Source organism: Roseomonas aerilata DSM 19363, from assembly GCF_000711725.1.
GTDB classification, from domain to species: domain Bacteria; phylum Pseudomonadota; class Alphaproteobacteria; order Acetobacterales; family Acetobacteraceae; genus Roseomonas; species Roseomonas aerilata.
In genome coordinates this window covers 39,429-60,248 of sequence record NZ_JONP01000007.1, presented here as the reverse complement: position 1 = coordinate 60,248, position 20,820 = coordinate 39,429, and the positions used below count along the sequence as shown (strand labels likewise).

The window sequence follows — 20,820 nt, the reverse complement described above, 5'->3', positions numbered from 1 at the left end:
AACCCTGGCCCCCGTCTGGCTGCCGCCAAACTTTCCTGAAGGGGCCGTCGCCGCGGGTCGATGATCCGAGGCGCGCTGGCCGGTGAACAGATCGAGCTCGAAGAGGACGATGGTGAGGGGTTCGGGGAGAGGAGGAATTCCTTTTCGCTCTTCCCGATGCCGCCAGCGCTGCCCTGCCCCGGCAAGGGCTTAGCGCCCCCGCCGCGGCGGACCTCCGTCGGTGGGCCGGCCGGCTCCGGGCTCGGTGCGGCGCGCGGTGGGGCCGGGGGCGCGGGCGGTGGGCGACCAGCCGCCGGGGCCGCGCTCCATGCCGCGGCGGGTTTCGAAGCGGCGGTCGGGCATGGGGGCGCGCTCGCCGAAGGGGGCGAAGGGCTGGGTGCCGGCCGGGATGGGGGTGGTTCCGGTGACGGAGAGGGTGCGGCCCGGGCCGCCGTGGAGTTCGATGACGTGGCGGCCGGGCGCGAGGGACCCCGGCCTGCCGGGAAGGGCGAGGGCCGGGCCGAGGAGGAGGAGGTCGTCGCCGAAGCCGATCTCGGCCTCCATCAGCACGCGGGGGGTGCCGAGATAGGCGGGGGGGTCGCGCATCAGGCGGTCTGGCTCGACCTCGTCGGCGAGGAGGAGGCCGTTCTCGATGCGGCCGCGGGCGATGACGGGGCCGTCCGGCGGCAGGACGAGGTCGGGGCGGACGAGGAGGGGCAGGCTGCCGATCCGGGCCCTGCCGGCGGGGGTGTCCGGGCGCGAGAGGCGGCCGAGGACGAGGCTGGGGGCCTCGGGCGCGCGGGGGTCGATGCGGGTGGCGGTGAGGGTGCCGTCGGGGGTGCGGAGGCCGCTGACGAGCACCGCCTCTCCCACGCGCCAGCGGCGGTTCGCGGGAAGGGCGCCGGCAGTGGCGACGCGCTGGCCGGCGATGCGGAGCGCGCCTTCCTCCACCGCCTCGACCGTGCCGGCGAGCTCGTGGCGGACGGCGATGCGGCGGGCGCGGAGGGCGGTGTCCCCGCCCTCGGCCTCGACGACGACGACCTGGCCGACGCGGAGCGCCGCGGGCGTGGCCGCGCCGTCCATGAAGGCGACGGGCTGGGCGGGGTCGTAGTCCACGTGCAGGCCGTTGACGCAGATGCTGCCGAAGCCGGTGACGACGCCGACGATGCCGGTGCGCGTGTTGCCGATGCCCGGGCTGTTGCTTCCCGGGCTGTTGCTTCCTGGGCTGTTGATTCCGGTGCTGCTGATTCGGGTGCTGCTGATTCCGGTGCCGCCGATGCCGCGATCGCCCTCGGCGGAGGCGAGGATGACGGGGGGCGCGGCCTCGGTCGCGGTGATGCCCGTGCCGCCGATGCCGCGGTCGCCCTCGGCCAGGGTGGTGGGGGGCGGGCCGTCGTCGGGGCCGGCGTGGCAGGCCGCGGTGGCGCGCGGCGGGACGGTGGGGCTGGGGCGCGGGGCGGCGCAGGCGGCCAGCAGGGCCAGGGCCGCGAGGGCGGGGAGCGGGCGGCTCATGGGGCGGCCGTGCCGGGGGTGGCCGCCGGGCGGAGGGGCTCGTCCTCGAGGTAGAGGTAGATGCCGAGGTTCACGCGGCGGGTGGGGGTTCCGGGCTCCGCCTCGCCCTCCTCGAGCAGGGAGAGGGCGAGGCGGTTGAGGTCGAGGAGGAGGCGCTGGGCGCCCTCCCGCCCTGCGGCTTCCAGGCGGGCGGCGGCCTCGGGGCGGAGGCGGTCGTAGTGGAGGCTGCGGTCGAGGAAGGGCGGGTCGCCGGCGGCGGAGATGTTGGCCGCGGCGGCGGCCAGGTGATCGTGGAGGTTCCGGGCGAAGTAGAAGAGCTGCCCCTCGATGTGGCGGTTGGGGAGATAGGCGCTGCGGTTCAGGCGCACGCGCTCGTCCTCCTCCACGGTGACGAGGCCGGCCTCCACCCAGTTGTCGAGGACGGTGCGCGGGCGGAGGTCGGTGGTGACGGACGTGACCAGCGTGTCGAAGGCGGCGCGGGTGAGCGGCAGGGGATGGCCCTCCTCGTCCGTGTAGGCGGGCAGGCCGAGCCAGCGGCCGGCGATCTGGCTGCCGACGGTGATGACGGAGGGCACCTCCTCGAGCGGGATGGGGGCCTCGCGCAGGCGGCGGAGTTCCTTGCGGTGGACGCCCGTGAGGAGGCTGAGGCGGCTGTCGGTGCGGGCGCGGGCGTCCTCGGCGAGGCCGGCGGCGACCTCGACATAGAGGCCGCGCAGGAGGTCGGCGACGACCGGGAAGGTGAGGCCGGCGCGGATCAGCAGGCGCACGAGCGGCCGCAGGAGGCGGCGCAGCGGGCGGAGCAGGGCCTCCGCGGGCGGGGGAGCCGGGACGGGTTGGGGAGCGGGCATCGGGACCGGGAAAGGGGCTGGGACGGGTCTACCACGGGTGGAATGTGGGAAAAAGTCCCACACCGGGTTGACGTGGGAAATTTTCCCACATAGCATCCCGGCCGAGCCGAAAGGCCCAGTTCGGGGATCCCCTGTCATGACGCTTCTTGCCCACCGCCCCCTGCCCCAGTCCGCTGCCCAGGATGCGCCCTGGTCTTCCGTGCCGCAGGATGCCTCGCCGGCGGCGGAAGCGATCTCCGTACGGCTGCTGCGGCACCACACGAAGAACGCGTTGCAGCGGGTGCTGGCCGAGGTCTCCAAGGTGCGGGGGCTGCAGGAGGCGCGCGGCGGGCAGCGCGTGATGGAGGAGCTGGAGCGGCGCGTGATGCTGAGTGTCTCGCTCTCCGACGCGCTGTTCGGGATGACGCGCGCGCCGGGTGGCATGGAGGACCGGTTGCGGAGCGTCTGCGAGACGACGCTCGAGCTGATGGCCGATCCCGACCAGGTGCTGCGGCTTGAGGTGACCGTGGAGGGCGAGTGCCCGCCGGCGCTGCGCGGCACGCTGCTTCGGGCGGCGCACGAGATGGTGGGGAACGCGGTGAAGCACGGGCTGCACGCGCGGCTGCTGGGCCATGTGCGGGTGCGGCTTCTCAGCGGGGCCGGGGTCACGCGGCTGGTCGTGGAGGATGACGGCTGGGGCTATGCCGGGGCGCGCGACGGGGGCGAGGGGCTGGGGCTGCTGCGCTCGCTGGCGGAGCTGCACGAGGGCACGATGGCGCTGTACCGCATCCAGGACGGGACGCGGGGGGAGATGGAGCTGCCGCATCCGGAGGGGTGACGGGGCGCCGAGGGAGATCGTCACGATTTCGACAGTATTCACAATGGGTTATTAACGAATCCGGAACGATGCTAAGCTTGGCCGGAGCGGTTCACCGGTTCATTGCCCCTGTGGCAGCGGAAGGGATCGCTGTCCTGCGATCTCAACCCCTTTCCGACGGGCCGATGCATGCGGATGCTCTTGCTGGTGGCGGCGCTGTTCGCCGCGATGACGGGCTCCCGGGCCGAAGCGGCGCCGGAGCTTTCCGTGCGGATGTTCCAGGATGGCGTGTTCGTGCCGAATGTCGCGACCACGGCAGCGGGGAGCGCGGTGGTGATCAGCGGCAGCAGCAGCAATTTCAGTTTTCTGGGGTCGCTCTCGCCGCAGTATCGCAATACGACGAATGGTGCGATCTCCCTGTGGAACCTGGCTATCAGCAGCACGGGCAGCTTCGCGGTCGAGCACAGTCTCAGACTGGAGATCAGTGTCACCGACCTCATCAACCGTTATCCCGGCACGGCCTATCTGGGCGTGGGCAGCCTGTTCAACTCCGAGTTCCTGACGGGATCGCCGCTGATCCGCGACCTGACGATGAGCAGCTACGCCGACGGGGATAACGCAGCCTTCGGGAAGGGCGAGCTCGTTGCCTTGCGGAGCCACACGAGCGGGGCCTCCGATCGTTCGGGCGAGATCCAGAGCTATCCCACACTGTCTGGCTCGCTTTTCTCCGAGACACTGGTGATTACGGCAACGGTCGGTGGCGCGGGGGCAGGCATCGCTGCGCGGGCGAGTGTCTATCCTGGTCCGTTTCCACAAACGGCATCGTTCTTCCTCGCGACCAGCCCTGGCTTTCTGGCGGCGGTGCAAGTGGTGCCGATCCCCGAGCCAGCCTCGCTCGGGCTTTTCGGCCTCGCACTTGCCGGGCTGGTGCTGGTCCGGCGCCGGCTGTTCTCCCGACGGTGCTAACCGATCCGGCCCAGCGGTAGGGCTGACGGCGGCGGCCCGCCGACCTAACCTGTGCCCCAGGATTACAGGGGTTTGCCTGCATGCATGATCTGGCGGTCCGGGGCGGCATGGCCGTCCTCGGCTGGGCGGTGGTCCGCTGCGATATCGGTGTTTCGGGCGGGCGGATCGCCACCATCGCGGAGCGGATCGAGGACGCGGCCGAGGTGGTGAGGGCGGACGGGCTGCTGGTGCTGCCGGGGGGCGTGGACACCCATTGTCATATCGAGGAGCCATTCCCGGAGGGCGGGTTCCAGGAGGAGAGCTGGGAGAGCGCCTCGCGCTCGGCCTTCGCGGGCGGCACCACCTCGGTCGTCGCGCATACGCCGCAGTTCAAGGGCGGCGGGCTGATCGAGCAGCACCGGGCGGCGCGGGGGCGGGCCGGGCGGGCGATGATCGACTACGGCTTCCACCAGATCGTCGCCGATCCCTCCGACGCCGCCATGGCGGAGGTGCCGGCGCTGGTGGCGGACGGGGTGGGGAGCCTGAAGGCCTTCCTGACCTACGACGCGCTGCACCTGGACGATGCCGGTTTCCTGCGCGTGCTGCAGGTGGCGCGGCAGAACGGGCTGATGGTGCATGTGCACTGCGAGAACTACGCCGCCATCAATCTGGCCACGCGCACGCTGCTGGCGGCGGGCTGCACGGCGCCGAAGTACCACGCGGTGTCGCGCCCGCCCGTGGTGGAGCGGGAGGCGACGGCGCGGGCGATAGCGCTGGCGGAGCTGGTGGGACAGCCGCTGCACATCTTCCACGTCTCCTGCGCCGACGTGGCGGAGGAGATCGCGCGGGCCCAGGCGCGAGGGCTGCCGGTGAAGGGCGAGACCTGCCCGCAGTATTTCACCCTGACGGCGGACGACATGGACCGGCCGGGCTTCGAGGGCGCGAAGTTCATGTGCAGCCCGGCGCCGCGGACGGCGGCGGACCATGAGGGGATCTGGGGGATGCTGCGGCGGGGGGTGCTGGATGTCGTGACCTCCGACCACTGCGGCTTCTCCTACGAGGGGGACCGGGGGAAGGCGAAGAACGGGCGCGACGCCGCCTTCGACGCCATTCCGAACGGGATTCCGGGGTTGGCGGCACGGCTGCCGCTGGTCTTCTCGGAGGGGGTGTCGAAGGGGCGGATCGACCTGCCGGCCTTCGCACGGCTGGTGGCGGAGAACCCGGCGCGGATCGCGAACCTCTACCCGCGCAAGGGGGTGATCGCGGTGGGGAGCGACGCGGACCTCGTGCTCTGGGACCCGGAGCGCGAGGTGACGATCACCAATGCGCTGATGCAGCACGCCATCGACTACACGCCTTATGAGGGGATGGCGGTGACGGGCTGGCCGGTGGTGACGATCCGGCGGGGCGAGGTGGTGATGCGGGACGGGGTGGTGCGGGCCGCGCCCGGTTCCGGGCAGTGGCTGCCGCGCCCTTCCCGGCCCCTCTGACGCGGCGTTCCGGCCCCTTTCTTGCGGATTTCCGGACAGGGTCGCCCTGGCGGGCGTCCGGGTTCCTTCCTTCTGTTCATGCTCTGTAGAGGCGGTTTTCCATGCAGCCTTCCTGGGACTTCTGGGTCGATCGCGGCGGCACCTTCACCGATGTGATCGGGCGCGATCCGGCGGGGCGGCTGCACGCGCGAAAGGTGCTTTCGGAGAATCCGGGGGCCTACCGGGACGCGGCGGTGCACGGCATCCGGCTGCATCTCGGCCTGCCCGCGGGGGCGCCGATCCCCGCGGGGGCGGTGGGAGAGGTGCGGATGGGCACGACGGTGGCCACCAACGCGCTGCTGGAGCGGAAGGGCGAGCGCACGGCGCTGGTGACCACGCGCGGGTTCCGGGACGCGCTGGCGATCGGGCATCAGGCGCGCGGCGACATCTTCGCGCGGCGGGTGGTGAAGCCCTCCCTTCTCTACGCGCGGGTGGAGGAGGTGGGGGAGCGGGTGCGGGCGGACGGCACGGTGGAGGCGGCGCTCGACAAGGGGGAGCTGCGCGCGGTGCTGGAGGGGCTGCGAGCGGCGGGGTTCCGGTCGCTGGCCATCGTGTTCCTGCATTCCTGGAAGCACCCGGCGCATGAGGCGGCCGCGGCGGCCATGGCGCGCGGGATGGGGTTCGAACAGGTCTCGGCGAGCCATGAGGTGGGGCCGCTGATCAAGCTGGTGGGGCGCGGCGATACGACGGTGGTGGACGCCTATCTCTCGCCGGTGCTGCGGCGCTACGTCGCGCAGGTGGAGGAGGAACTGGACATCGCGCGGACGGGGGCGCGGGTGATGTTCATGACCTCCGCCGGCGGGCTGACGGCGGCCTCGCTGTTCCAGGGGCGGGACGCGATCCTCTCCGGCCCGGCGGGGGGCGTGGTGGCGCTGGCGCGGACGGGGGCGGAGGCCGGGTTCGAGCGGGTGATCGGCTTCGATATGGGCGGCACCTCCACGGACGTGGCGCATTACGCCGGGCAGTTCGAGCGGGCGCAGGAGACGGAGGTGGCGGGCGTTCGGATGCGCGCGCCGATGATGCTCGTGCACACCGTGGCCGCCGGGGGCGGGAGCATCGTGCGCTACGCCGACGGGCGGCTGCGGGTGGGGCCGGAGAGCGCGGGGGCGGATCCCGGGCCCGCCTGCTACCGGCGCGGCGGGCCGCTGACCGTGACCGACTGCAACGTCATGACGGGCAAGCTGGTGCCGGACCTCTTCCCCGCGATCTTCGGGCCGGGGCAGGACCAGCCGCTGGACGTGGCGGCGGTGCGGGCGGGGTTCGAGGCGCTGGCGGCGGAGATGGGGGGCGGCCGCAGCCCGGAGGCGGTGGCGGACGGGGCGCTGCGGATCGCGGTGGCCGGGATGGCGGAGGCGATCAAGACGATATCCGTCCAGCGGGGCTACGACATCACGCGCTATGTGCTGAATGCTTTCGGGGGCGCCTCGGGGCAGCACGCCTGTCTGGTGGCGGATGCGCTGGCGATGACGCGGGTGCTGATCCACCCCTTCTCCGGGTTGCTCTCGGCCTATGGGATGGGGCTGGCGGATATCCGGTCGCTCCGGCAGCGAACGCTTGATCTGCCGCTCTCCGACGAGGCGCTGGTGGGGGCGGAGCCGGCGCTGGCCGCACTCGCGGGCGAGGCGCGGGCGGAGGTGCTCGGGCAGGGCGTGGCGGCGGGGGCGCTCTCCACCCGGATCGCGCTGCTGCTGCGCTACGCGGGGACGGATACGCCGTTGGAGGTGCCGGCGCTGGAGCTGGCGGGCGAGGCGGCGGTGAGCGCGGGCGGGCTGCGGGCGGCGGCGCTGCGCGAGGGGTTCGAGGCGGCGCATCTGGCGCGCTTCGGCTTCATCGATCCCTCTCGGGCGGTGGTGATCGAGGCGGCGGTGGCGGAGGCAGCCGGCGGGGGGGCGGCGGCGCCGGAGCGGGCGGCCGTTGCCGGTGAGGGAGCGGTGGAGCCGCTGCGGCAGACGCGGCTCTTCTCGGGCGGCGACTGGCACGAGGCGGCGGCTTATCGGCGGGAGGCGCTGCGGCCCGGCGTCGCGGTGGCGGGGCCGGCGCTGATCATCGAGGCGAACCAGACCGTGGTGGTGGAGCCCGGCTGGTCGGCGGTGCTGACGGCGGGAGACCACCTGGTGCTGGACCGGGTGGAGCCGCTGCCGCGCGCGGCGGCGCTGGGGACGGCGGCGGACCCGGTCATGCTGGAGATCTTCAACAATCTCTTCCGCTCCATCGCCGAGCAGATGGGGGTGGCGCTGCAGAACACGGCCAGTTCGGTGAACATCAAGGAGCGGCTGGACTTCTCCTGCGCGGTCTTTGATGCGGCGGGCGGGCTGGTGTCGAATGCGCCGCATATCCCCGTGCATCTGGGCTCGATGGACGGGAGCGTGGAGAGCGTGATCCGGGCCAATCCGAACCCTCGGCCGGGGGACGTGTGGGCGATCAACGCACCCTACAATGGCGGGACGCACCTCCCCGACATCACGGTCTGCACGCCCGTTTTCGATGATGGGGGGCGGCTGATCTTCTGGGTGGCCTCGCGCGGGCATCACGCGGATGTCGGGGGGACGGCGCCGGGCTCGATGTCGCCGGACGCGACGACCATCGAGCAGGAGGGGGTCTACATCGACAACCTGCTGCTGGTGGAGGGCGGGCGGTTCCGCGAGGAGGCGGCGCTGGCGCTGCTGACGGGGGCCAAGTACCCCGCGCGCAACCCGCCGCAGAACATCGCGGACCTGAAGGCGCAGGTGGCGGCGAATGCGCGGGGGGCGGCGGAGCTGCTGCGGGCGGTCGCGAATTTCGGGGCGGATGTGGTGCACGCCTATATGCAGCACGTGCAGGACAACGCGGCGGAGAGCGTGCGCCGCGTGCTGGACCGGCTGCCGGAGAGCGCTTCCTTCGATTACGCGATGGATAGCGGCCGGCGCGTGCGGGTGCGGATCGCGGTGGACCGGGCGGCGCGGGAGGCGGTGGTGGACTTCACCGGGACCTCGCCGCAGCAGCCCGACAACTTCAACGCGCCGCGGCCGGTGACGCGGGCGGCGGTGCTCTACTGCTTCCGGCTGCTGGTGGACTCCGACATCCCGATGAACGCGGGGTGCCTGCGGCCGATCCGGATCGTGGTGCCGGAGGCCTCGATGCTCTCGCCGCAGTGGCCGGCGGCAGTCGTGGCCGGGAACGTGGAGGTGTCGCAGGCGGTGACGAGCGCGTTGCTGGCGGCGGTGGGCTCGCTGGCGCCGGCGCAGAGTACGATGAACAACCTTACCTTCGGGAACAGCACCTACCAGTATTACGAGACCATCTGCTCCGGTGCGCCCGCCGGCGAGGGGTTCGATGGCGTGCCGGGGGTGCAGACGCACATGACCAACTCCCGCCTGACCGATCCCGAAATCCTGGAGACGCGCTTTCCTGTGGTGCTGGAGGAGTTTTCCCTCCGCTCTGGTTCGGGCGGGCGTGGGCAGTGGAACGCGGGGGATGGGACGCGGCGGACAATCCGGTTTCTGGAGGATATGGAGGTGGCCATCCTCTCGGGCCATCGCGAGGTGCCGCCGCCGGGGCTGTTCGGCGGCGAGCCAGGGGAGCTGGGGCGGAACCTGGTGCGGCGGCTGGATGGGTCGGACGAGGTGCTTCCGGGCTGCGCGCGGTCGGCGCTGCGGGCGGGGGAGGCGGTGACGATCGTGACGCCTACCGGGGGCGGGTTTGGGGCTGTGGGCGACCGGGGGTCGCGCGGGTGAATCCGGGGGAGAGAATGAATTCTCTCCCCCAGGCCCCCTCTCATCTTTTTCTATCTATTTGAGTGGTTCGGCGGGCGGTGCGTCTCGGGTCGGTAACCCGAGGCGACTGCATGTTCAGGATGGGCGGACAGATGCGGGTCCAGGGGCCTCAGGATCTTGGCGGATCCGAGGCACTGCCTCGGATGTCTGGAGAGGGCGGAGCCCTCTCCAGCTACCGGCCGTGGAGTAGGCGCACCAATCCGTCGAGCTGGTCGAGGTCGCGGTAGGCGACGGTGACGCGTCCGGCCTTGCCGCGGTGCTCGATGGAGACGCGCAGGCCGAGGCGTTCGGTGAGCTCGCGTTCAAGGGCGCGGGTCTCAGGATCCTGGTGGCGGGCGGCGCTGCGGGGGCGGTCGGCGGCGGCGGCGAGGGCTTCCGTCTGGCGGACGTTCAGGCCGCGGGTGACGACGAGCTCGGCAAGGCGGAGGGGGTCCGGCGCCGTGAGGAGGGCACGGGCGTGGCCGGCGGTGAGGCTGCCGCGGCCAAGCATGGAGCGGACGCCGTTCGGGAGGGCCAGGAGGCGCATGGTGTTGGCGACGTGGCTGCGGCTCTTGCCGACGGCATTGCCGAGGGCCTCGGGCTTGAGGCCGAATTCCTCCGTCAGGCGGCGGTAGCCCTCGGCTTCCTCAAGGGCGTTCAGGTCCTCGCGCTGGAGGTTCTCGACGAGGCCGGCGGCCATGGCGGCGCGATCGTCCATGTCGCGGACGACGACGGGGACCTCGTGCAGGCGGGCGCCCTGGGCGGCGCGCCAGCGGCGCTCGCCGCCGATGATCTGGTAGGTGCCGGGGGCGTTCGGCTTGGGGCGGACGAGGATAGGCTGGAGGACGCCGTGCTCCTGGATGGAGGCGGTGAGTTCAGCCAGGGCCTCGGGGTCCATGGGGCCGCGCGGCTGGAAGGGGCCAGGTTCGAGGGATTCGATCGGCAGGGTCTGCGGGGCGGCGGCGGTGCTGGGGGCGGGGTCGTCTCCGAGAAGGGCGGAGAGGCCCATGCCGAGGCGGACGGGCTTGCGGCTCATGCGGCGCGCTCCTTTGAGCGGGCGCGATCGCGGCGGAGGAGTTCGGCGGCGAGCTGGATGTAGGCCTGGGCGCCGGCGGAGCGGACGTCGTAGAGCAGCACGGGCAGGCCGTGCGAGGGCGCCTCGGAGACGCGGATGTTGCGGGGGATCACGGTGTCGTACACCCGGTCCTTGAAGAAGCTGCGCACGTCGCGAGCGACGAGCTCGGAGAGGTTGTTGCGGCGATCGAACATGGTCAGGACGATGCCGTCCAGGCTGAGGCCGGGGTTGAGGCGCTTCACCCGGTCCACCGTGCGGGTCATCTGGGAGATGCCCTCGAGCGCGAAGAACTCGGTCTGCAGCGGCACGAGCACGGACTGGGCGGCGACGAGGGCGTTCAGCGTGAGCAGGCCAAGCGAGGGCGGGCAGTCCATCAGGACGTAGTCGTAGCGGGAGAGGGTCGCGGGGTCGCGGTCCAGCGCCTGGGCGAGGCGGCGCTCGCGGTCCTCCATGCCGACCATCTCGATCTCGGCGCCGGCGAGATCGTTGTCGGCGGGGAGGAGGTCGAGGCCCGGGATCTTGCTCGGGCGGATAAGCTCGCCGAGCGAGCGGTCGCCGACGAGAAGGGCGTAGGATCCCTCCCCGCGCTCATTGCGGGGCACGCCGAGGCCGGTGGAGGCGTTGCCCTGCGGGTCGAGGTCGAGCAGCAGCACGCGCTTCGTGGTGGATAGGGCGGTGGCCATGTTGATGGCCGTGGTGGTCTTGCCGACGCCGCCCTTCTGGTTGGCGAGCGCGATGCGGCGCGGACCAGAGGTTTTGGCGCGGGGCGCGAGGGGGCGGTCAGGGCCCGGCACGGTGAATTCCTGTGATGCGGAGGATGGTGGCACCCGGCTCGGTGCGGCTCCCGAAGCGCGCGACCTCCATTGTCCAGTCCGCCTGAGCGGCGGTCAACTCGGCTTCGGCGTTGCGGCCCTTGGGAAAGAGGACAACGCCGTTCGAGGAGAGAAGGCGGGCGGCATGGACAAGGAGGAGGGTGAGCGGGGCGAGGGCGCGGGCGGTGAGGAGGGCAAGGGGCGGGAGGACGGTGTTCTCGATGCGCTCGTTGTGGACGGTGACGTGGGTGAGGCCGAGTTCGGCGGAGGCGGTGAGGAGGAAGGCCGCCTTGCGCTTGTCGGATTCGATGAGGTGCCAAGGGCGGGCGGTGTCAGCGAGGGCGAGGATCAGCCCGGGGAAGCCGCCACCGGTTCCGAGGTCGGCGGCGGGCTCGGTGCCCTCGGGCAGCAAGGGGAGGAGTTGGAGGGAGTCCGCGATGTGGCGCTGGCGCAGGGTTTCGGGATCGCGCTCGGCGACAAGGTTGATGCGGGCGTTCCAACGGAGAAAGAGGGCGAGGAAGGCTTCGAGCCGTTCCCCCGTTTCACGTGAAACAGCGATGGGCGGGGTGATCACCGGGCGGGGGCTCCGCTACGGCGGAGATGGCCAGCAAGGGCGACGAGGGCAGCGGGGGTGACCCCGGGGACGCGACCGGCGGAGCCGAGGGTGGCTGGACGCGCGGCATCGAGGCGCTGGCGCATCTCGGTGGACAGGCCGGCGATGGCGGCGAAGTCGATGGCGTCAGGGATAGGGAGGCGTTCCTCGCGCTCAAGGGCGGCGAACTCGGCGGCCTGGCGGGAGAGGTAGGGAGCGTAAAGGGCTTCGGCTTCGAGCTGGGCGCGGACGCCGGGGGCGAGGTCGTGGAGCCAGGGGAAGGCGGTTTCGAGGGCGGGGCTGGCGGCGGCCGGAAGACTGAGGACGTCGAGCAGGGAGCGGGGGATGCCGTCCTGGTTCACGGCGAGGCCGGCGGCGGCGAGGGCAGCCGGGGTGGTGATCTCGGACCGGGCACGGGCGAGGGCTTCGGTGACAGCGGCAGCGAAGGCGCGATGGCGGCTGGCGCGCTCGGGGCCGACGCAGCCCCAGGCGATACCGGTCTCGGTCAGACGAAGGGTGGCGTTGTCGGCGCGCAGGCGCAGGCGGTGCTCGGCGCGGGCGGTGAGCATGCGATAGGGCTCGGTGACGCCCTGGGTGGTGAGGTCGTCCACCAGCACGCCGGCATAGGCCTCGGTGCGGAGCAGGATGCGGGGCTCCTCGCCGCCGGCGGCGCGGTGGGCGGCGTTGATGCCGGCGAGCAGGCCCTGGGCCGCGGCTTCCTCGTAGCCGGTGGTGCCGTTCACCTGGCCGGCGAGGAAGAGGCGGGGGACGCTGCGGACCTCCAGGCACGGGCGGAGGGCGCGGGGGTCGAGGTGGTCGTACTCGATAGCGTAGCCGTGGCGGAGGATGCGGGCGCGCTCGAGGCCGGGGATGCTGGCGATCACCGCCTCCTGCACGTCGCGAGGGAGGCTGGTGGAGATGCCGTTGGGGTAGACGGTGGGATCGTCGAGGCCCTCGGGCTCGAGGAAGATCTGGTGGCGCTCGCGCTCGGCGAAGCGGACGACCTTGTCCTCGATGGAGGGGCAGTAGCGCGGGCCGGGACCCCTGATCTGGCCGCTGTGGATCGGGGCGCGGCCGAGGTTGGCGCGGATGATGGCGTGGGTGGCGGGCGTGGTGGCGGTGATGGCGCAGGCGAGCTGCGGTCCGGTGATGCGCTCCGTCATCCAGGAGAGGGGTTCGGCGGGGTCGTCGCCGGGCTGGGGCTCGAGGGCGGCCCAATCGATGGTGCGGCCGTCCAGGCGCGGGGGCGTGCCAGTCTTCAGGCGCCGGACGGGGAGACCGAGGGCGGCGAGGGATTGGGCGAGGCCGATGGAGGCGGGGTCGCCGTGGCGGCCGGCGGGGTGGCGCTCGGGGCCGAGATGGATTTCGCCGTGCAGGAAGGTGCCGGCGGTGACGACGACGGCGCCGCAGGGGATGCGCGTGCCATCGGCGGTGAGGACCGCGGCGATGGCGCCGTCGGGGGCGCGCTCCAGGGCTTCGACCGCGGCCTCGCGAAGGGTCAGGTTGGGGGTGGCCTCCAGGAGGGCGCGGATGGCGGCGCGGTAGAGGCGGCGGTCGGCCTGGGCGCGGGGGCCGCGGACGGCGGGGCCCTTGCTGCGGTTGAGGAGCTTGAAGTGGATGCCGGCCGCGTCGGCGGCGCGGGCCATGAGGCCGTCCAGCGCGTCCACCTCGCGCACCAGGTGACCCTTGCCCACGCCGCCAATGGCGGGGTTGCAGGACATCTCGCCCAGCGCGTCCAGGCGGTGGGTGATGAGCAGGGTGCGGGCGCCGCAGCGGGCGGCGGCGGCGGCGGCCTCCGCGCCGGCATGGCCGCCGCCCACCACCACGACGTCGAAGAGGGGAACCATGGGGCGCCTATACCGCCGCGGGAGGCGCGCGGGTAGTCGGCGCGGCTACTTGCCGATGCAGAACTCGGCGAAAAGGCGGTCGAGGATATCCTCGGCACCGACCTTGCCGGTGAGGCGGCCGAGAGCGCGGAGGGCTTCGCGCAGGGCGTCGGCGCGGAGTTCCGGGAGTGGGGCTGCCTCGGCCTCGCGAAGCCAGCGAAGGGTGTCGGTGAGGATCGCGCGGTGGCGCGGGCGGGTGAGGAGGGCGGCGGCGGAGCGGGGGGCGAGGGCGGCGGCCTCCGCCTCCAAGCGGGCGCGGAGGGTGTGGAGCCCGGCGCCGGTATGGGCGGAGACGGGGATGGCATCCGGCAGCGGCGGGGGGCCGAGATCGGTCTTCGACGCGACGAGAAGGCAGGGGCGGCGGGAGAGCAGAGCAAGGGTGGGCTCGTCGGGCGGGGCGTCGCAGGGGAGGACGGCGAGGACGATGTCGGCGCCCTCGCCGCGGTGAAGGGCGCGGCGGACGCCCTCGGCCTCGATCTCGTCGCCGGCCTCTCGCAGGCCGGCGGTATCGGCGAGGGTGGCGGGGAGGCCGGCGAGGACGAGGCGGGCCTCCACGATGTCGCGGGTGGTGCCGGCGCGGGCGGAGACAATGGCGGCCTCCCGGCCGGTGAGGGCGTTCAGGAGGGAGGACTTGCCGGCGTTGGGGGCGCCGAGGATGGCGATGTCGAGGCCGGTACGGACGCGCTCGGCACCGGCGTCCTCGGCAAGGCGGGTGGCGAGTTCGGCGGCGAGGCGGGTGAGGTCGGGGGAGAGGGCGGATTCGAGGGGGGCGGGGAGATCCTCGTCCTCGAACTCGATGAGGGCCTCCTGGCGGGCGAGGAGAGTCGTGAGGCGGGCGGCCCAGTCCTCGGCAAGGGTGTGCAGGCCACCCCCGGCCAGCCGCAAGGCCTGGGCGGCCTGGGCGGCGGTTTCGGCCTCCACGAGGTCGATGACGCCCTCGGCGGCGGTGAGGTCCATGCGGCCGTTGAGGACGGCGCGGCGGGTGAACTCGCCGGGCTCGGCGGGGCGGGCGCCGAGGGCGACCAGGGCTGCGCCGACGGTCTCCACCACGGCGGGGGAACCGTGGAGGTGAAGCTCGGCCGAATCCTCGCCGGTGTAGGAGGCAGGGCCGGGGAAGTGGAGAACGAGGGCTTCGTCCAGCACCGCGCCGGCCGCGTCGCGGAGGCGGCGGAGGGAGGCGCGGCGGGGAGTGGGCGGACGCCGGCAGAGGGCGGAGAGGATGGCCGACGTGGCGGGGCCGGAGAGGCGCAGCACGGCGATGGCCGCGCGGCCTGGCGCGGTGGCGAGGGCGAAGATGGTGTCCACGGTGGAGCGTCAGCCCTTGGGGGACGGGACGTCCTTTTCGGTGAGCATCAGGCGGGAGACGCGGCCGCCGTCGCGGACATGGGTGGTGAGGATCTCGTCGACGTCGTCCCGCGTCTCGGCGCGGTACCAGACGCCCTCTGGGTAGATGACGATGACGGGGCCGAACTCGCAGCGGTCCAGGCAACCGGCGCTGTTCACGCGGATGCCGGGCAGGCCCATTTCCTTCGCGCGGGCCTTCATGTAGTCGCGCAGGCCCTCGCCCCCGCGGGCGGCGCAGGAGCCGCGGCGGTGCCCCTCGGGCCGGCGGTTGGTGCAGGCGAAGAGATGGATGCGGAACCAGGGCGGGGGGTCCTGCGCCGTTTCACGTGAAACGGAGCCGGGCAGGTCGTCAGGCAAGGCAGGTTTTCTCGTGCGGCAGGAGGAGAGCGCTTCGCCATGATGTAGAGGGCGCGCGTGCCGGGTGCGAGGTGTCGGCGCGCGGTTTCCGTCGGGCGGTGCAGAACGCTTGACGGGTGGCCCGTCCGGACCGAGGAATGGGGCCAGGCCCGCCATGCCCCAGATCTCCCTTCACACCCCCCTCGGTCCTCTAACCCTCTCGGAGGAGGACGGTGCGCTCGTCGCCCTCGACTGGGGACGAGGACGGGACCAGGAGGAGACGCCGCTGCTGCGGCGCGCGGCCGACCAGCTGCAGGACTACATGGACGGGCTGCGGACCGGCTTCGATCTGCCGCTGAACCCCATGGGCAGCCCCTTCCGGCAGAGGGTCTGGGCGGCACTCCTCGCCATCCCGCACGGAGAGACACGGTCCTATGCGGAACTGGCGCGGGAGCTGGGCACGGCGTCCCGCGCGGTGGGCGGGGCGAACGGGGCCAACCCGCTGCCGATCATCATTCCGTGCCACCGGGTGATCGGCGCGGGCGGGTCGATCGGCGGCTATTCGGGCGGGGACGGGCTGGCGACGAAGCGCTGGCTTCTCGCGCTCGAGCGCCGCACCCGCGCTCCCCGGCCGGCGGGCGCGGACCTGCTGGACGACGCCCTCTCCATCCCGCAAGAAGAGCGCCGAGACCGAGCGCCCCAGGAACCCCGCCGATGAACCACGCGATCCGCCTGCACGAGCCCGGTGGGCCGGAGAAGCTCGTCTGGGAGGAGGTGCCCCTCCCCGCGCCCAAGCCGGGCGAGGTGCTCATCCGCCACGCCGCGGTAGGGCTGAACTTCATCGACGTGTACTTCCGCACGGGGCTCTACAAGGCGCCCTCCATGCCCGCGGTGATCGGGATGGAGGCGGCTGGCACCGTGGAGACCGTGGGCGAGGGCGTGGAGGACCTGAAGCCGGGCGACCGCGTGGCCTATGCCATGGGCCCGATCGGCGCCTATGCCGAGGCGCGCACGATCCGCGCGGACGTGCTCGTGAAGTTGCCCGACAGCATCCCCTTCGAGACGGCCGGGGCGATGATGCTGCAGGGGCTGACGGCGCAGTACCTGCTGCGGCGGACCTACAAGGTGCAGGCGGGGGAGACGATCCTTGTGCACGCGGCAGCGGGCGGCGTGGGGCTGATCCTCGTTCAATGGGCGAAGGCGCTCGGCGCCACCGTGATCGGCACCGTCGGCACGGAGGCGAAGGCGGAGCTGGCGCGGGCGCATGGCTGCGACCACGTGATCCTGCAGGGCGAGGACCTGCCGGCGCGGGTAAGCGAGATCACGCGCGGGGCGCGGCTGCCGGTGGTCTATGACAGCGTCGGGCGCGACACCTTCGAGGCCTCGCTCGACTGCCTCGCGCCCTTCGGGCTGCTCGTCTCCTACGGCAATGCTTCCGGGCCGGTGACCGGGGTGGATCTCGGCATCCTCGCGGCGAAGGGGAGTCTCTTCGTCACGCGCCCGACGCTGGCGACGCACACGGCCAAGCGGGCGGACCTGCTGGCCATGGCGGCGGACCTGTTCGATGTCGTGAGCAGCGGCAAGGTGAAGATCGAGGTGCGGCAGAAATACGCGCTGCGCGACGCGGCCGAGGCGCATATCGCACTTGAGGCGCGCAAGACCACCGGCAGCACCATTCTTTTGCCGTAAGTTTTCCGGCCAGTTCGCCGTTCCACGAAGGCCGGAAAATTTCCTGTTCTGACGCCGCCTACGCCCTGACGAAGTAGCGGTAGCGGTAGGCCTCCTCGAAGCCGGCCGCGGCGTAGATGCGGCGCGCGGCGGTGTTGCCGGGCGCGACCTGGAGCCAGCAGGTGGTGGCCCCCTGCCCAGCGCCCCAGCCAGCGAGGGCGCCGAGCAAGCGGCGGCCCCAACCTTGCCGTCGGCGTTCCGGCCGCACGGCGAGGCCGCAGAGCTCGCCGTCCGCCACCGCGTGGCCGCAGGCGGCGGCCGAACCGCCCTCCCGCAGGATGAGCCAGGTGGCGGGGCGGGCGAGCAGGGGCACGGCGCCCTCCTTCTCCGCCTGTCGGGCGGCACCCTGGTACTCGACGGTGGCGAGGACCGACAGCCATTCGGGCTCGGGGCCGGCGAGCCAGCGCGCGGCTGGGTCCTCCGCCGGGGGGAGCGCGGCCTGCATGACCACCGCGCCCTCCGCCTCGTCGTAGCCGCGGTCCAGCAGCAGGGGAGCGAGGCCGGGCGGATCCAGGGGGGTGGAACGGAAGCGGCAGGGCAGGCCAAGGCGTGCGTAATGCACCTCGATCCGCGCGACCCGTGCCTCCAGGCCCGGATCCTCCCGCGGGTCGAGCGAGCAGGCGGCGTTCGCGCGTCCGGTGCCGCCGAGGAACGCGCGGACGACGAAGCCGCCCTCCCACGTGACGCGCGGCGCCGGCACCGCGTTCAGCGCCGCCCGTTCCAGCGCCGCGATATCCGCCATCGTTTCCGCCATTCCGCCTCCTGTGCCGCCCGGCCAGTCGCCAGGAACAATCCTGGCCGATGGAGGCGTGGCGGGAAACCGGGGTCGGAAGGGCGCGTTGCTCCCTCGCAGACCGCAACCGAACTGGAGAAAAAGATGAAGAAGACCAGCCTTGCCCTCGCTCTCGCCGCCGGCCTGATCGCCGCGCCCGCCGCCTTCGCGCAGTCGCCGGCGCCGCAGCCCTCCGTCTCCACCGCCCCGACGGCCCGCGCGCCCGGCGGCGTGACCGTGGACCAGGGCGCTGGCGTGCCCGGCGCCGCTGCCTCGCCGATGGCGCCGGGACCGGCCGGTGGGCCCCCGAGCCCGCAGACGGGCACGCAGGGCATCCAGGCCCCCTCGCAGCAGGGCGGCTCGGGCGGCTGATAGGCGCCCCCTCCTCGGAGGGCTGATATGAAGAAGGGGCCTGTTCCGGGATGACCGGGACAGGCCCCTTTGCTGTTGAGCTTGGCGCTGGTGGCCTCCGGGGGAGAGAAAGAATTCTCTCCCCCGGACCCCCACTCATTTTTTTCTATCTGTTTGGATTGTTCGGCGGCCGGTGCGCCTCGGGTCGATGACCCGAGGCGACTGCGTGTTCAGGAAGGTTCCGCGACAGCCAGATGCAGGTCCAGGAGCCTCAGGCTTGGCGGGGTCCGAGGCACTGCCTCGGACGCGCGGAGAGGGCTCTGCCCTCTCCAAGGCCGCGAGGCGGGACTGATCCCACCCCGTCGCCTCAGGTGTTCATCGCGTCGAAGAAGTCCTGGTTGGTCTTGCTGTACTTCAGCTTGTCCAGCAGGAACTCCATCGCGTCCTGCGTGCCCATCGGGTTCAGGATGCGGCGCAGCACCCACATCTTCGACAGCTCGGCGCGGTCCACCAGGACCTCCTCCTTGCGGGTGCCGGACTTGGTGATGTCGATGGCGGGGAAGACGCGCTTGTCCGAGAGCTTGCGGTCGAGAATGATCTCGGAGTTACCAGTGCCCTTGAACTCCTCGAAGATCACCTCGTCCATGCGGCTGCCGGTGTCGATCAGCGCGGTCGCGATGATGGTGAGGCTGCCGCCTTCCTCGATGTTGCGGGCGGCGCCGAAGAAGCGCTTCGGGCGCTGCAGGGCGTTGGCGTCCACGCCGCCCGTCAGCACCTTGCCCGAGGAGGGCACGACCGAGTTGTAGGCGCGGCCGAGGCGGGTGATGGAGTCCAGCAGCACGACCACGTCGCGCTTGTGCTCCACCAGGCGCTTGGCCTTCTCGAGCACCATTTCCGTGACCTGCACGTGGCGCGTCGCGGGCTCGTCGAAGGTGGAGGCGACGACCTCGCCGCGGACGGTGCGGGCCATGTCCGTGACTTCCTCAGGCCGCTCGTCGATGAGCAGCACGATGAGGAAGACGTCGGGGTGGTTGGCGGAGATGGACTTGGCGATGTTCTGCAGCATCACCGTCTTGCCGGTGCGCGGCGGCGCGACGATCAGGGCGCGCTGGCCCATGCCGATCGGCGCGATGAGATCGATCACCCGGTGGGTGTTGTCCTTCGTCGGGCCCTTGCCGACGCTCTCGACCTCGGCGTTCTCCATCCGCAGGCGGCGGGTGGGGTAGAGCGGCGTGAGATTGTCGAAGTTCACGCGGTGGCGGACCGCCTCGGGCGGCTCGAAGTTCACCGTGTTGACCTTGAGGAGGGCGAAGTAGCGCTCGCCGTCCTTCGGCGCCCTGATCTGGCCCTCCACCGTGTCGCCGGTGCGCAGCGCGAAGCGGCGGACCTGGGCGGGGGAGACATAGATGTCGTCCGGCCCCGGCAGGAAGTTCGACTGCGGGTTCCGCAGGTAACCGAAGCCGTCCGACAGGATTTCGAGCGTGCCGTCCCCGTGGATCGCCTGGTCGTTCTCCGCCAGCGTTTTCAGGATGGCGAACATCATGTCCTGCTTGCGGAGCGAGGAGGCGTTCTCGACGCCGACCTCCTCCGCGAAGGCGAGCAGGTCGCCAGGGCTTTTGGCCTTCAGTTCGGAAAGGTGCATTCAGTGGTCTCGATCGGCGGGGCCGAGGGGGAGAGGGTGCGCGGAACCTGGATAGAGGCCGGATGGACCGGGCCCTCCGCCGGGCGGCGGGATTCCGATGGCGATGCACGGGGCGGTGGCGCGGCCGGCGGAGCCCACGGGCCCCTGGCGCTTGCACCGGCCAGAACCCTAAGGGGCTGCGCAGCCGCGCGTCAAGCCGTAGATGGGAAAAATTGGGCGCGAGTTCAAGCAGCGCCCAGCCGGAGATGTTGCAGCAGGAGGATGGTCTTCGCGTCGATGATGCCGCCGGCCTCCGCCATGGCCCAGGCCTCGGCGAGGGGGAGTTCCAGCACCTCGATCCGCTCGCCCTCCTCCGCCAGGCCGCCGCCCCCGCCGGTGCGGTCCTCCGGGCGGTACTCGGCGGTGAAGAGGTGCAGGCGCTCGGCGCAGGCGCCGGGGCTGGGATAGAGCGTGAAGACGCGGCGCAGGGCGCGGAGGCGGCAGCCGAGTTCCTCCCCGGCCTCGCGCTCGGCGGTCGCGGCGGGGTCGTCGCCCTCCTCCACCACGCCGGCGCAGGCCTCGACCAGCATCGGCCCGTCGCCGTTCACGAGGGCGGGGATGCGGAGCTGGCGGACGAGCAGGACCGTGCCGCGGGTGGGATCCAGCGGCAGCACGGCGGCGCCGGTGCGGTTATGGTAGACCTCCCGCTCCTGCCGCTCGCCGCCCTGGGTGTAGGTGACCTTCTCCAGCCGGTAATGGCCCTTCGAAAGGGTCTCGCGCGCCAGGATGCGGACCCCCTGTGCTTCTTCCTCGCTCATGGTCATCTTCTCCCCGCCCACCCTGGGGCGATGCGGAGGGGAACGCGGCGGTGCTGTTGGCGTTGGGCCACGGCGCGGCTCCTTCCGCGGGCGGCGTGCGGAATCGCGCTGCCCGGCGGGCGCCGTTCTGGCAGGATGAGGGCTC

18 protein-coding genes are annotated in these 20,820 nt (G+C 72.3%); 7 read left to right on the top strand and 11 right to left on the bottom strand.

All coding sequences use genetic code 11. From position 1 onward, the window contains the following. Window positions 1-189: 189 nt before the first annotated feature. Complete coding sequence (locus BO39_RS29800) at window positions 190-1,491, bottom strand: DUF5666 domain-containing protein (protein ID WP_052401882.1); 1,302 nt, start codon at window positions 1,489-1,491, stop codon at window positions 190-192. Further along, the gene (locus tag BO39_RS09905) at window positions 1,488-2,339 is read right to left on the bottom strand and encodes a DUF6502 family protein (protein ID WP_043832587.1); all 852 of its coding nucleotides are present in this window, start codon (window positions 2,337-2,339) and stop codon (window positions 1,488-1,490) included. The genes BO39_RS29800 and BO39_RS09905 overlap by 4 nt, the downstream gene beginning before the upstream one ends. A 136-nt stretch (window positions 2,340-2,475) precedes the next feature. Between BO39_RS09905 and BO39_RS09900 the strand changes: the two genes are divergently transcribed. The 4 genes from BO39_RS09900 to BO39_RS09885 all read left to right on the top strand — a co-directional run bounded on the left by BO39_RS09900 (window position 2,476) and on the right by BO39_RS09885 (window position 9,322). Beyond that, window positions 2,476-3,156, top strand: coding sequence for a sensor histidine kinase family protein (locus tag BO39_RS09900; RefSeq protein ID WP_043832586.1), 681 nt, complete (start codon window positions 2,476-2,478; stop codon window positions 3,154-3,156). A 168-nt stretch (window positions 3,157-3,324) separates the two neighbouring features. Next, the gene (locus BO39_RS09895; RefSeq protein WP_156963621.1) at window positions 3,325-4,101 is read left to right on the top strand and encodes a PEP-CTERM sorting domain-containing protein; all 777 of its coding nucleotides are present in this window, start codon (window positions 3,325-3,327) and stop codon (window positions 4,099-4,101) included. 80 nt (window positions 4,102-4,181) lie between these two features. Further along, complete coding sequence (gene hydA / locus BO39_RS09890) at window positions 4,182-5,570, top strand: dihydropyrimidinase (RefSeq protein WP_052401881.1); 1,389 nt, start codon at window positions 4,182-4,184, stop codon at window positions 5,568-5,570. A 101-nt stretch (window positions 5,571-5,671) separates the two neighbouring features. Then, window positions 5,672-9,322 carry a hydantoinase B/oxoprolinase family protein gene (locus BO39_RS09885; protein ID WP_043832582.1) on the top strand — a complete coding sequence of 1,217 codons (3,651 nt, stop codon included), beginning with the start codon at window positions 5,672-5,674 and terminating at the stop codon, window positions 9,320-9,322. Window positions 9,323-9,533: 211 nt separating this feature from the next. On the opposite strand, the gene BO39_RS09880 is transcribed toward BO39_RS09885, so the two are convergent. From BO39_RS09880 to BO39_RS09855, 6 genes are read right to left on the bottom strand one after another with little or no spacing between them, the layout of a single operon-like run. Continuing rightward, window positions 9,534-10,376 (bottom strand): ParB/RepB/Spo0J family partition protein, encoded by an 843-nt coding sequence (locus BO39_RS09880; protein WP_043832580.1) that lies wholly within the window; start codon window positions 10,374-10,376, stop codon window positions 9,534-9,536. Next, on the bottom strand, window positions 10,373-11,209 hold the full coding sequence (locus BO39_RS09875; protein ID WP_052401880.1) for a ParA family protein: 837 nt from the start codon (window positions 11,207-11,209) through the stop codon (window positions 10,373-10,375). The genes BO39_RS09880 and BO39_RS09875 overlap by 4 nt, the downstream gene beginning before the upstream one ends. Next, window positions 11,196-11,798: a 16S rRNA (guanine(527)-N(7))-methyltransferase RsmG gene (gene rsmG / locus BO39_RS09870; protein ID WP_043832847.1), complete on the bottom strand. Its 603-nt coding sequence runs from the start codon at window positions 11,796-11,798 to the stop codon at window positions 11,196-11,198. Before rsmG ends, BO39_RS09875 begins: the two co-directional genes overlap by 14 nt. Further along, entirely contained in the window at window positions 11,798-13,666 is a 1,869-nt protein-coding gene (gene mnmG, locus BO39_RS09865; protein WP_043832577.1) for a tRNA uridine-5-carboxymethylaminomethyl(34) synthesis enzyme MnmG, read from the bottom strand. Before mnmG ends, rsmG begins: the two co-directional genes overlap by 1 nt. A 45-nt stretch (window positions 13,667-13,711) precedes the next feature. Continuing rightward, complete coding sequence (gene mnmE / locus BO39_RS09860) at window positions 13,712-15,010, bottom strand: tRNA uridine-5-carboxymethylaminomethyl(34) synthesis GTPase MnmE (protein WP_043832574.1); 1,299 nt, start codon at window positions 15,008-15,010, stop codon at window positions 13,712-13,714. 9 nt (window positions 15,011-15,019) lie between these two features. After that, window positions 15,020-15,406, bottom strand: a complete 387-nt coding sequence (locus BO39_RS09855) for a (2Fe-2S) ferredoxin domain-containing protein (RefSeq protein ID WP_245615068.1) — start codon at window positions 15,404-15,406, stop codon at window positions 15,020-15,022. A 154-nt stretch (window positions 15,407-15,560) separates the two neighbouring features. On the opposite strand from BO39_RS09855, the gene BO39_RS09850 reads away from it, so the two are divergent. Continuing rightward, window positions 15,561-16,103 carry a methylated-DNA--[protein]-cysteine S-methyltransferase gene (locus BO39_RS09850; RefSeq protein ID WP_084697997.1) on the top strand — a complete coding sequence of 181 codons (543 nt, stop codon included), beginning with the start codon at window positions 15,561-15,563 and terminating at the stop codon, window positions 16,101-16,103. Then, window positions 16,100-17,074, top strand: coding sequence for a quinone oxidoreductase family protein (locus BO39_RS09845; RefSeq protein WP_043832572.1), 975 nt, complete (start codon window positions 16,100-16,102; stop codon window positions 17,072-17,074). Before BO39_RS09850 ends, BO39_RS09845 begins: the two co-directional genes overlap by 4 nt. Window positions 17,075-17,132: 58 nt before the next feature. On the opposite strand, the gene BO39_RS09840 is transcribed toward BO39_RS09845, so the two are convergent. After that, window positions 17,133-17,867: a GNAT family N-acetyltransferase gene (locus BO39_RS09840; RefSeq protein ID WP_043832570.1), complete on the bottom strand. Its 735-nt coding sequence runs from the start codon at window positions 17,865-17,867 to the stop codon at window positions 17,133-17,135. Window positions 17,868-17,990: 123 nt separating this feature from the next. Between BO39_RS09840 and BO39_RS09835 the strand changes: the two genes are divergently transcribed. Then, entirely contained in the window at window positions 17,991-18,257 is a 267-nt protein-coding gene (locus BO39_RS09835) for a hypothetical protein (protein WP_043832563.1), read from the top strand. A 346-nt stretch (window positions 18,258-18,603) separates the two neighbouring features. On the opposite strand, the gene rho is transcribed toward BO39_RS09835, so the two are convergent. Further along, window positions 18,604-19,878, bottom strand: coding sequence for a transcription termination factor Rho (gene rho, locus BO39_RS09830; RefSeq protein ID WP_043832557.1), 1,275 nt, complete (start codon window positions 19,876-19,878; stop codon window positions 18,604-18,606). 224 nt (window positions 19,879-20,102) lie between these two features. Continuing rightward, complete coding sequence (locus BO39_RS09825; protein WP_043832841.1) at window positions 20,103-20,675, bottom strand: NUDIX domain-containing protein; 573 nt, start codon at window positions 20,673-20,675, stop codon at window positions 20,103-20,105. Between the last annotated feature and the right edge of the window lie 145 nt (window positions 20,676-20,820).

What these genes read in the sequence shown, in the direction of transcription:
- BO39_RS29800 (WP_052401882.1), bottom strand. Translation starts at nt 1,491, where the DNA reads ATGAGCCGCCCGCTCCCCGCCCTCGCGGCCCTGGCCCTGCTGGCCGCC.
- BO39_RS09905 (WP_043832587.1), bottom strand. Translation starts at nt 2,339, where the DNA reads ATGCCCGCTCCCCAACCCGTCCCGGCTCCCCCGCCCGCGGAGGCCCTG.
- BO39_RS09900 (WP_043832586.1), top strand. Translation starts at nt 2,476, where the DNA reads ATGACGCTTCTTGCCCACCGCCCCCTGCCCCAGTCCGCTGCCCAGGAT.
- BO39_RS09895 (WP_156963621.1), top strand. Translation starts at nt 3,325, where the DNA reads ATGCGGATGCTCTTGCTGGTGGCGGCGCTGTTCGCCGCGATGACGGGC.
- hydA (WP_052401881.1), top strand. Translation starts at nt 4,182, where the DNA reads ATGCATGATCTGGCGGTCCGGGGCGGCATGGCCGTCCTCGGCTGGGCG.
- BO39_RS09885 (WP_043832582.1), top strand. Translation starts at nt 5,672, where the DNA reads ATGCAGCCTTCCTGGGACTTCTGGGTCGATCGCGGCGGCACCTTCACC.
- BO39_RS09880 (WP_043832580.1), bottom strand. Translation starts at nt 10,376, where the DNA reads ATGAGCCGCAAGCCCGTCCGCCTCGGCATGGGCCTCTCCGCCCTTCTC.
- mnmG (WP_043832577.1), bottom strand. Translation starts at nt 13,666, where the DNA reads ATGGTTCCCCTCTTCGACGTCGTGGTGGTGGGCGGCGGCCATGCCGGC.
- BO39_RS09850 (WP_084697997.1), top strand. Translation starts at nt 15,561, where the DNA reads ATGCCCCAGATCTCCCTTCACACCCCCCTCGGTCCTCTAACCCTCTCG.
- BO39_RS09845 (WP_043832572.1), top strand. Translation starts at nt 16,100, where the DNA reads ATGAACCACGCGATCCGCCTGCACGAGCCCGGTGGGCCGGAGAAGCTC.
- BO39_RS09840 (WP_043832570.1), bottom strand. Translation starts at nt 17,867, where the DNA reads ATGGCGGAAACGATGGCGGATATCGCGGCGCTGGAACGGGCGGCGCTG.
- BO39_RS09835 (WP_043832563.1), top strand. Translation starts at nt 17,991, where the DNA reads ATGAAGAAGACCAGCCTTGCCCTCGCTCTCGCCGCCGGCCTGATCGCC.
- rho (WP_043832557.1), bottom strand. Translation starts at nt 19,878, where the DNA reads ATGCACCTTTCCGAACTGAAGGCCAAAAGCCCTGGCGACCTGCTCGCC.
- BO39_RS09825 (WP_043832841.1), bottom strand. Translation starts at nt 20,675, where the DNA reads ATGAGCGAGGAAGAAGCACAGGGGGTCCGCATCCTGGCGCGCGAGACC.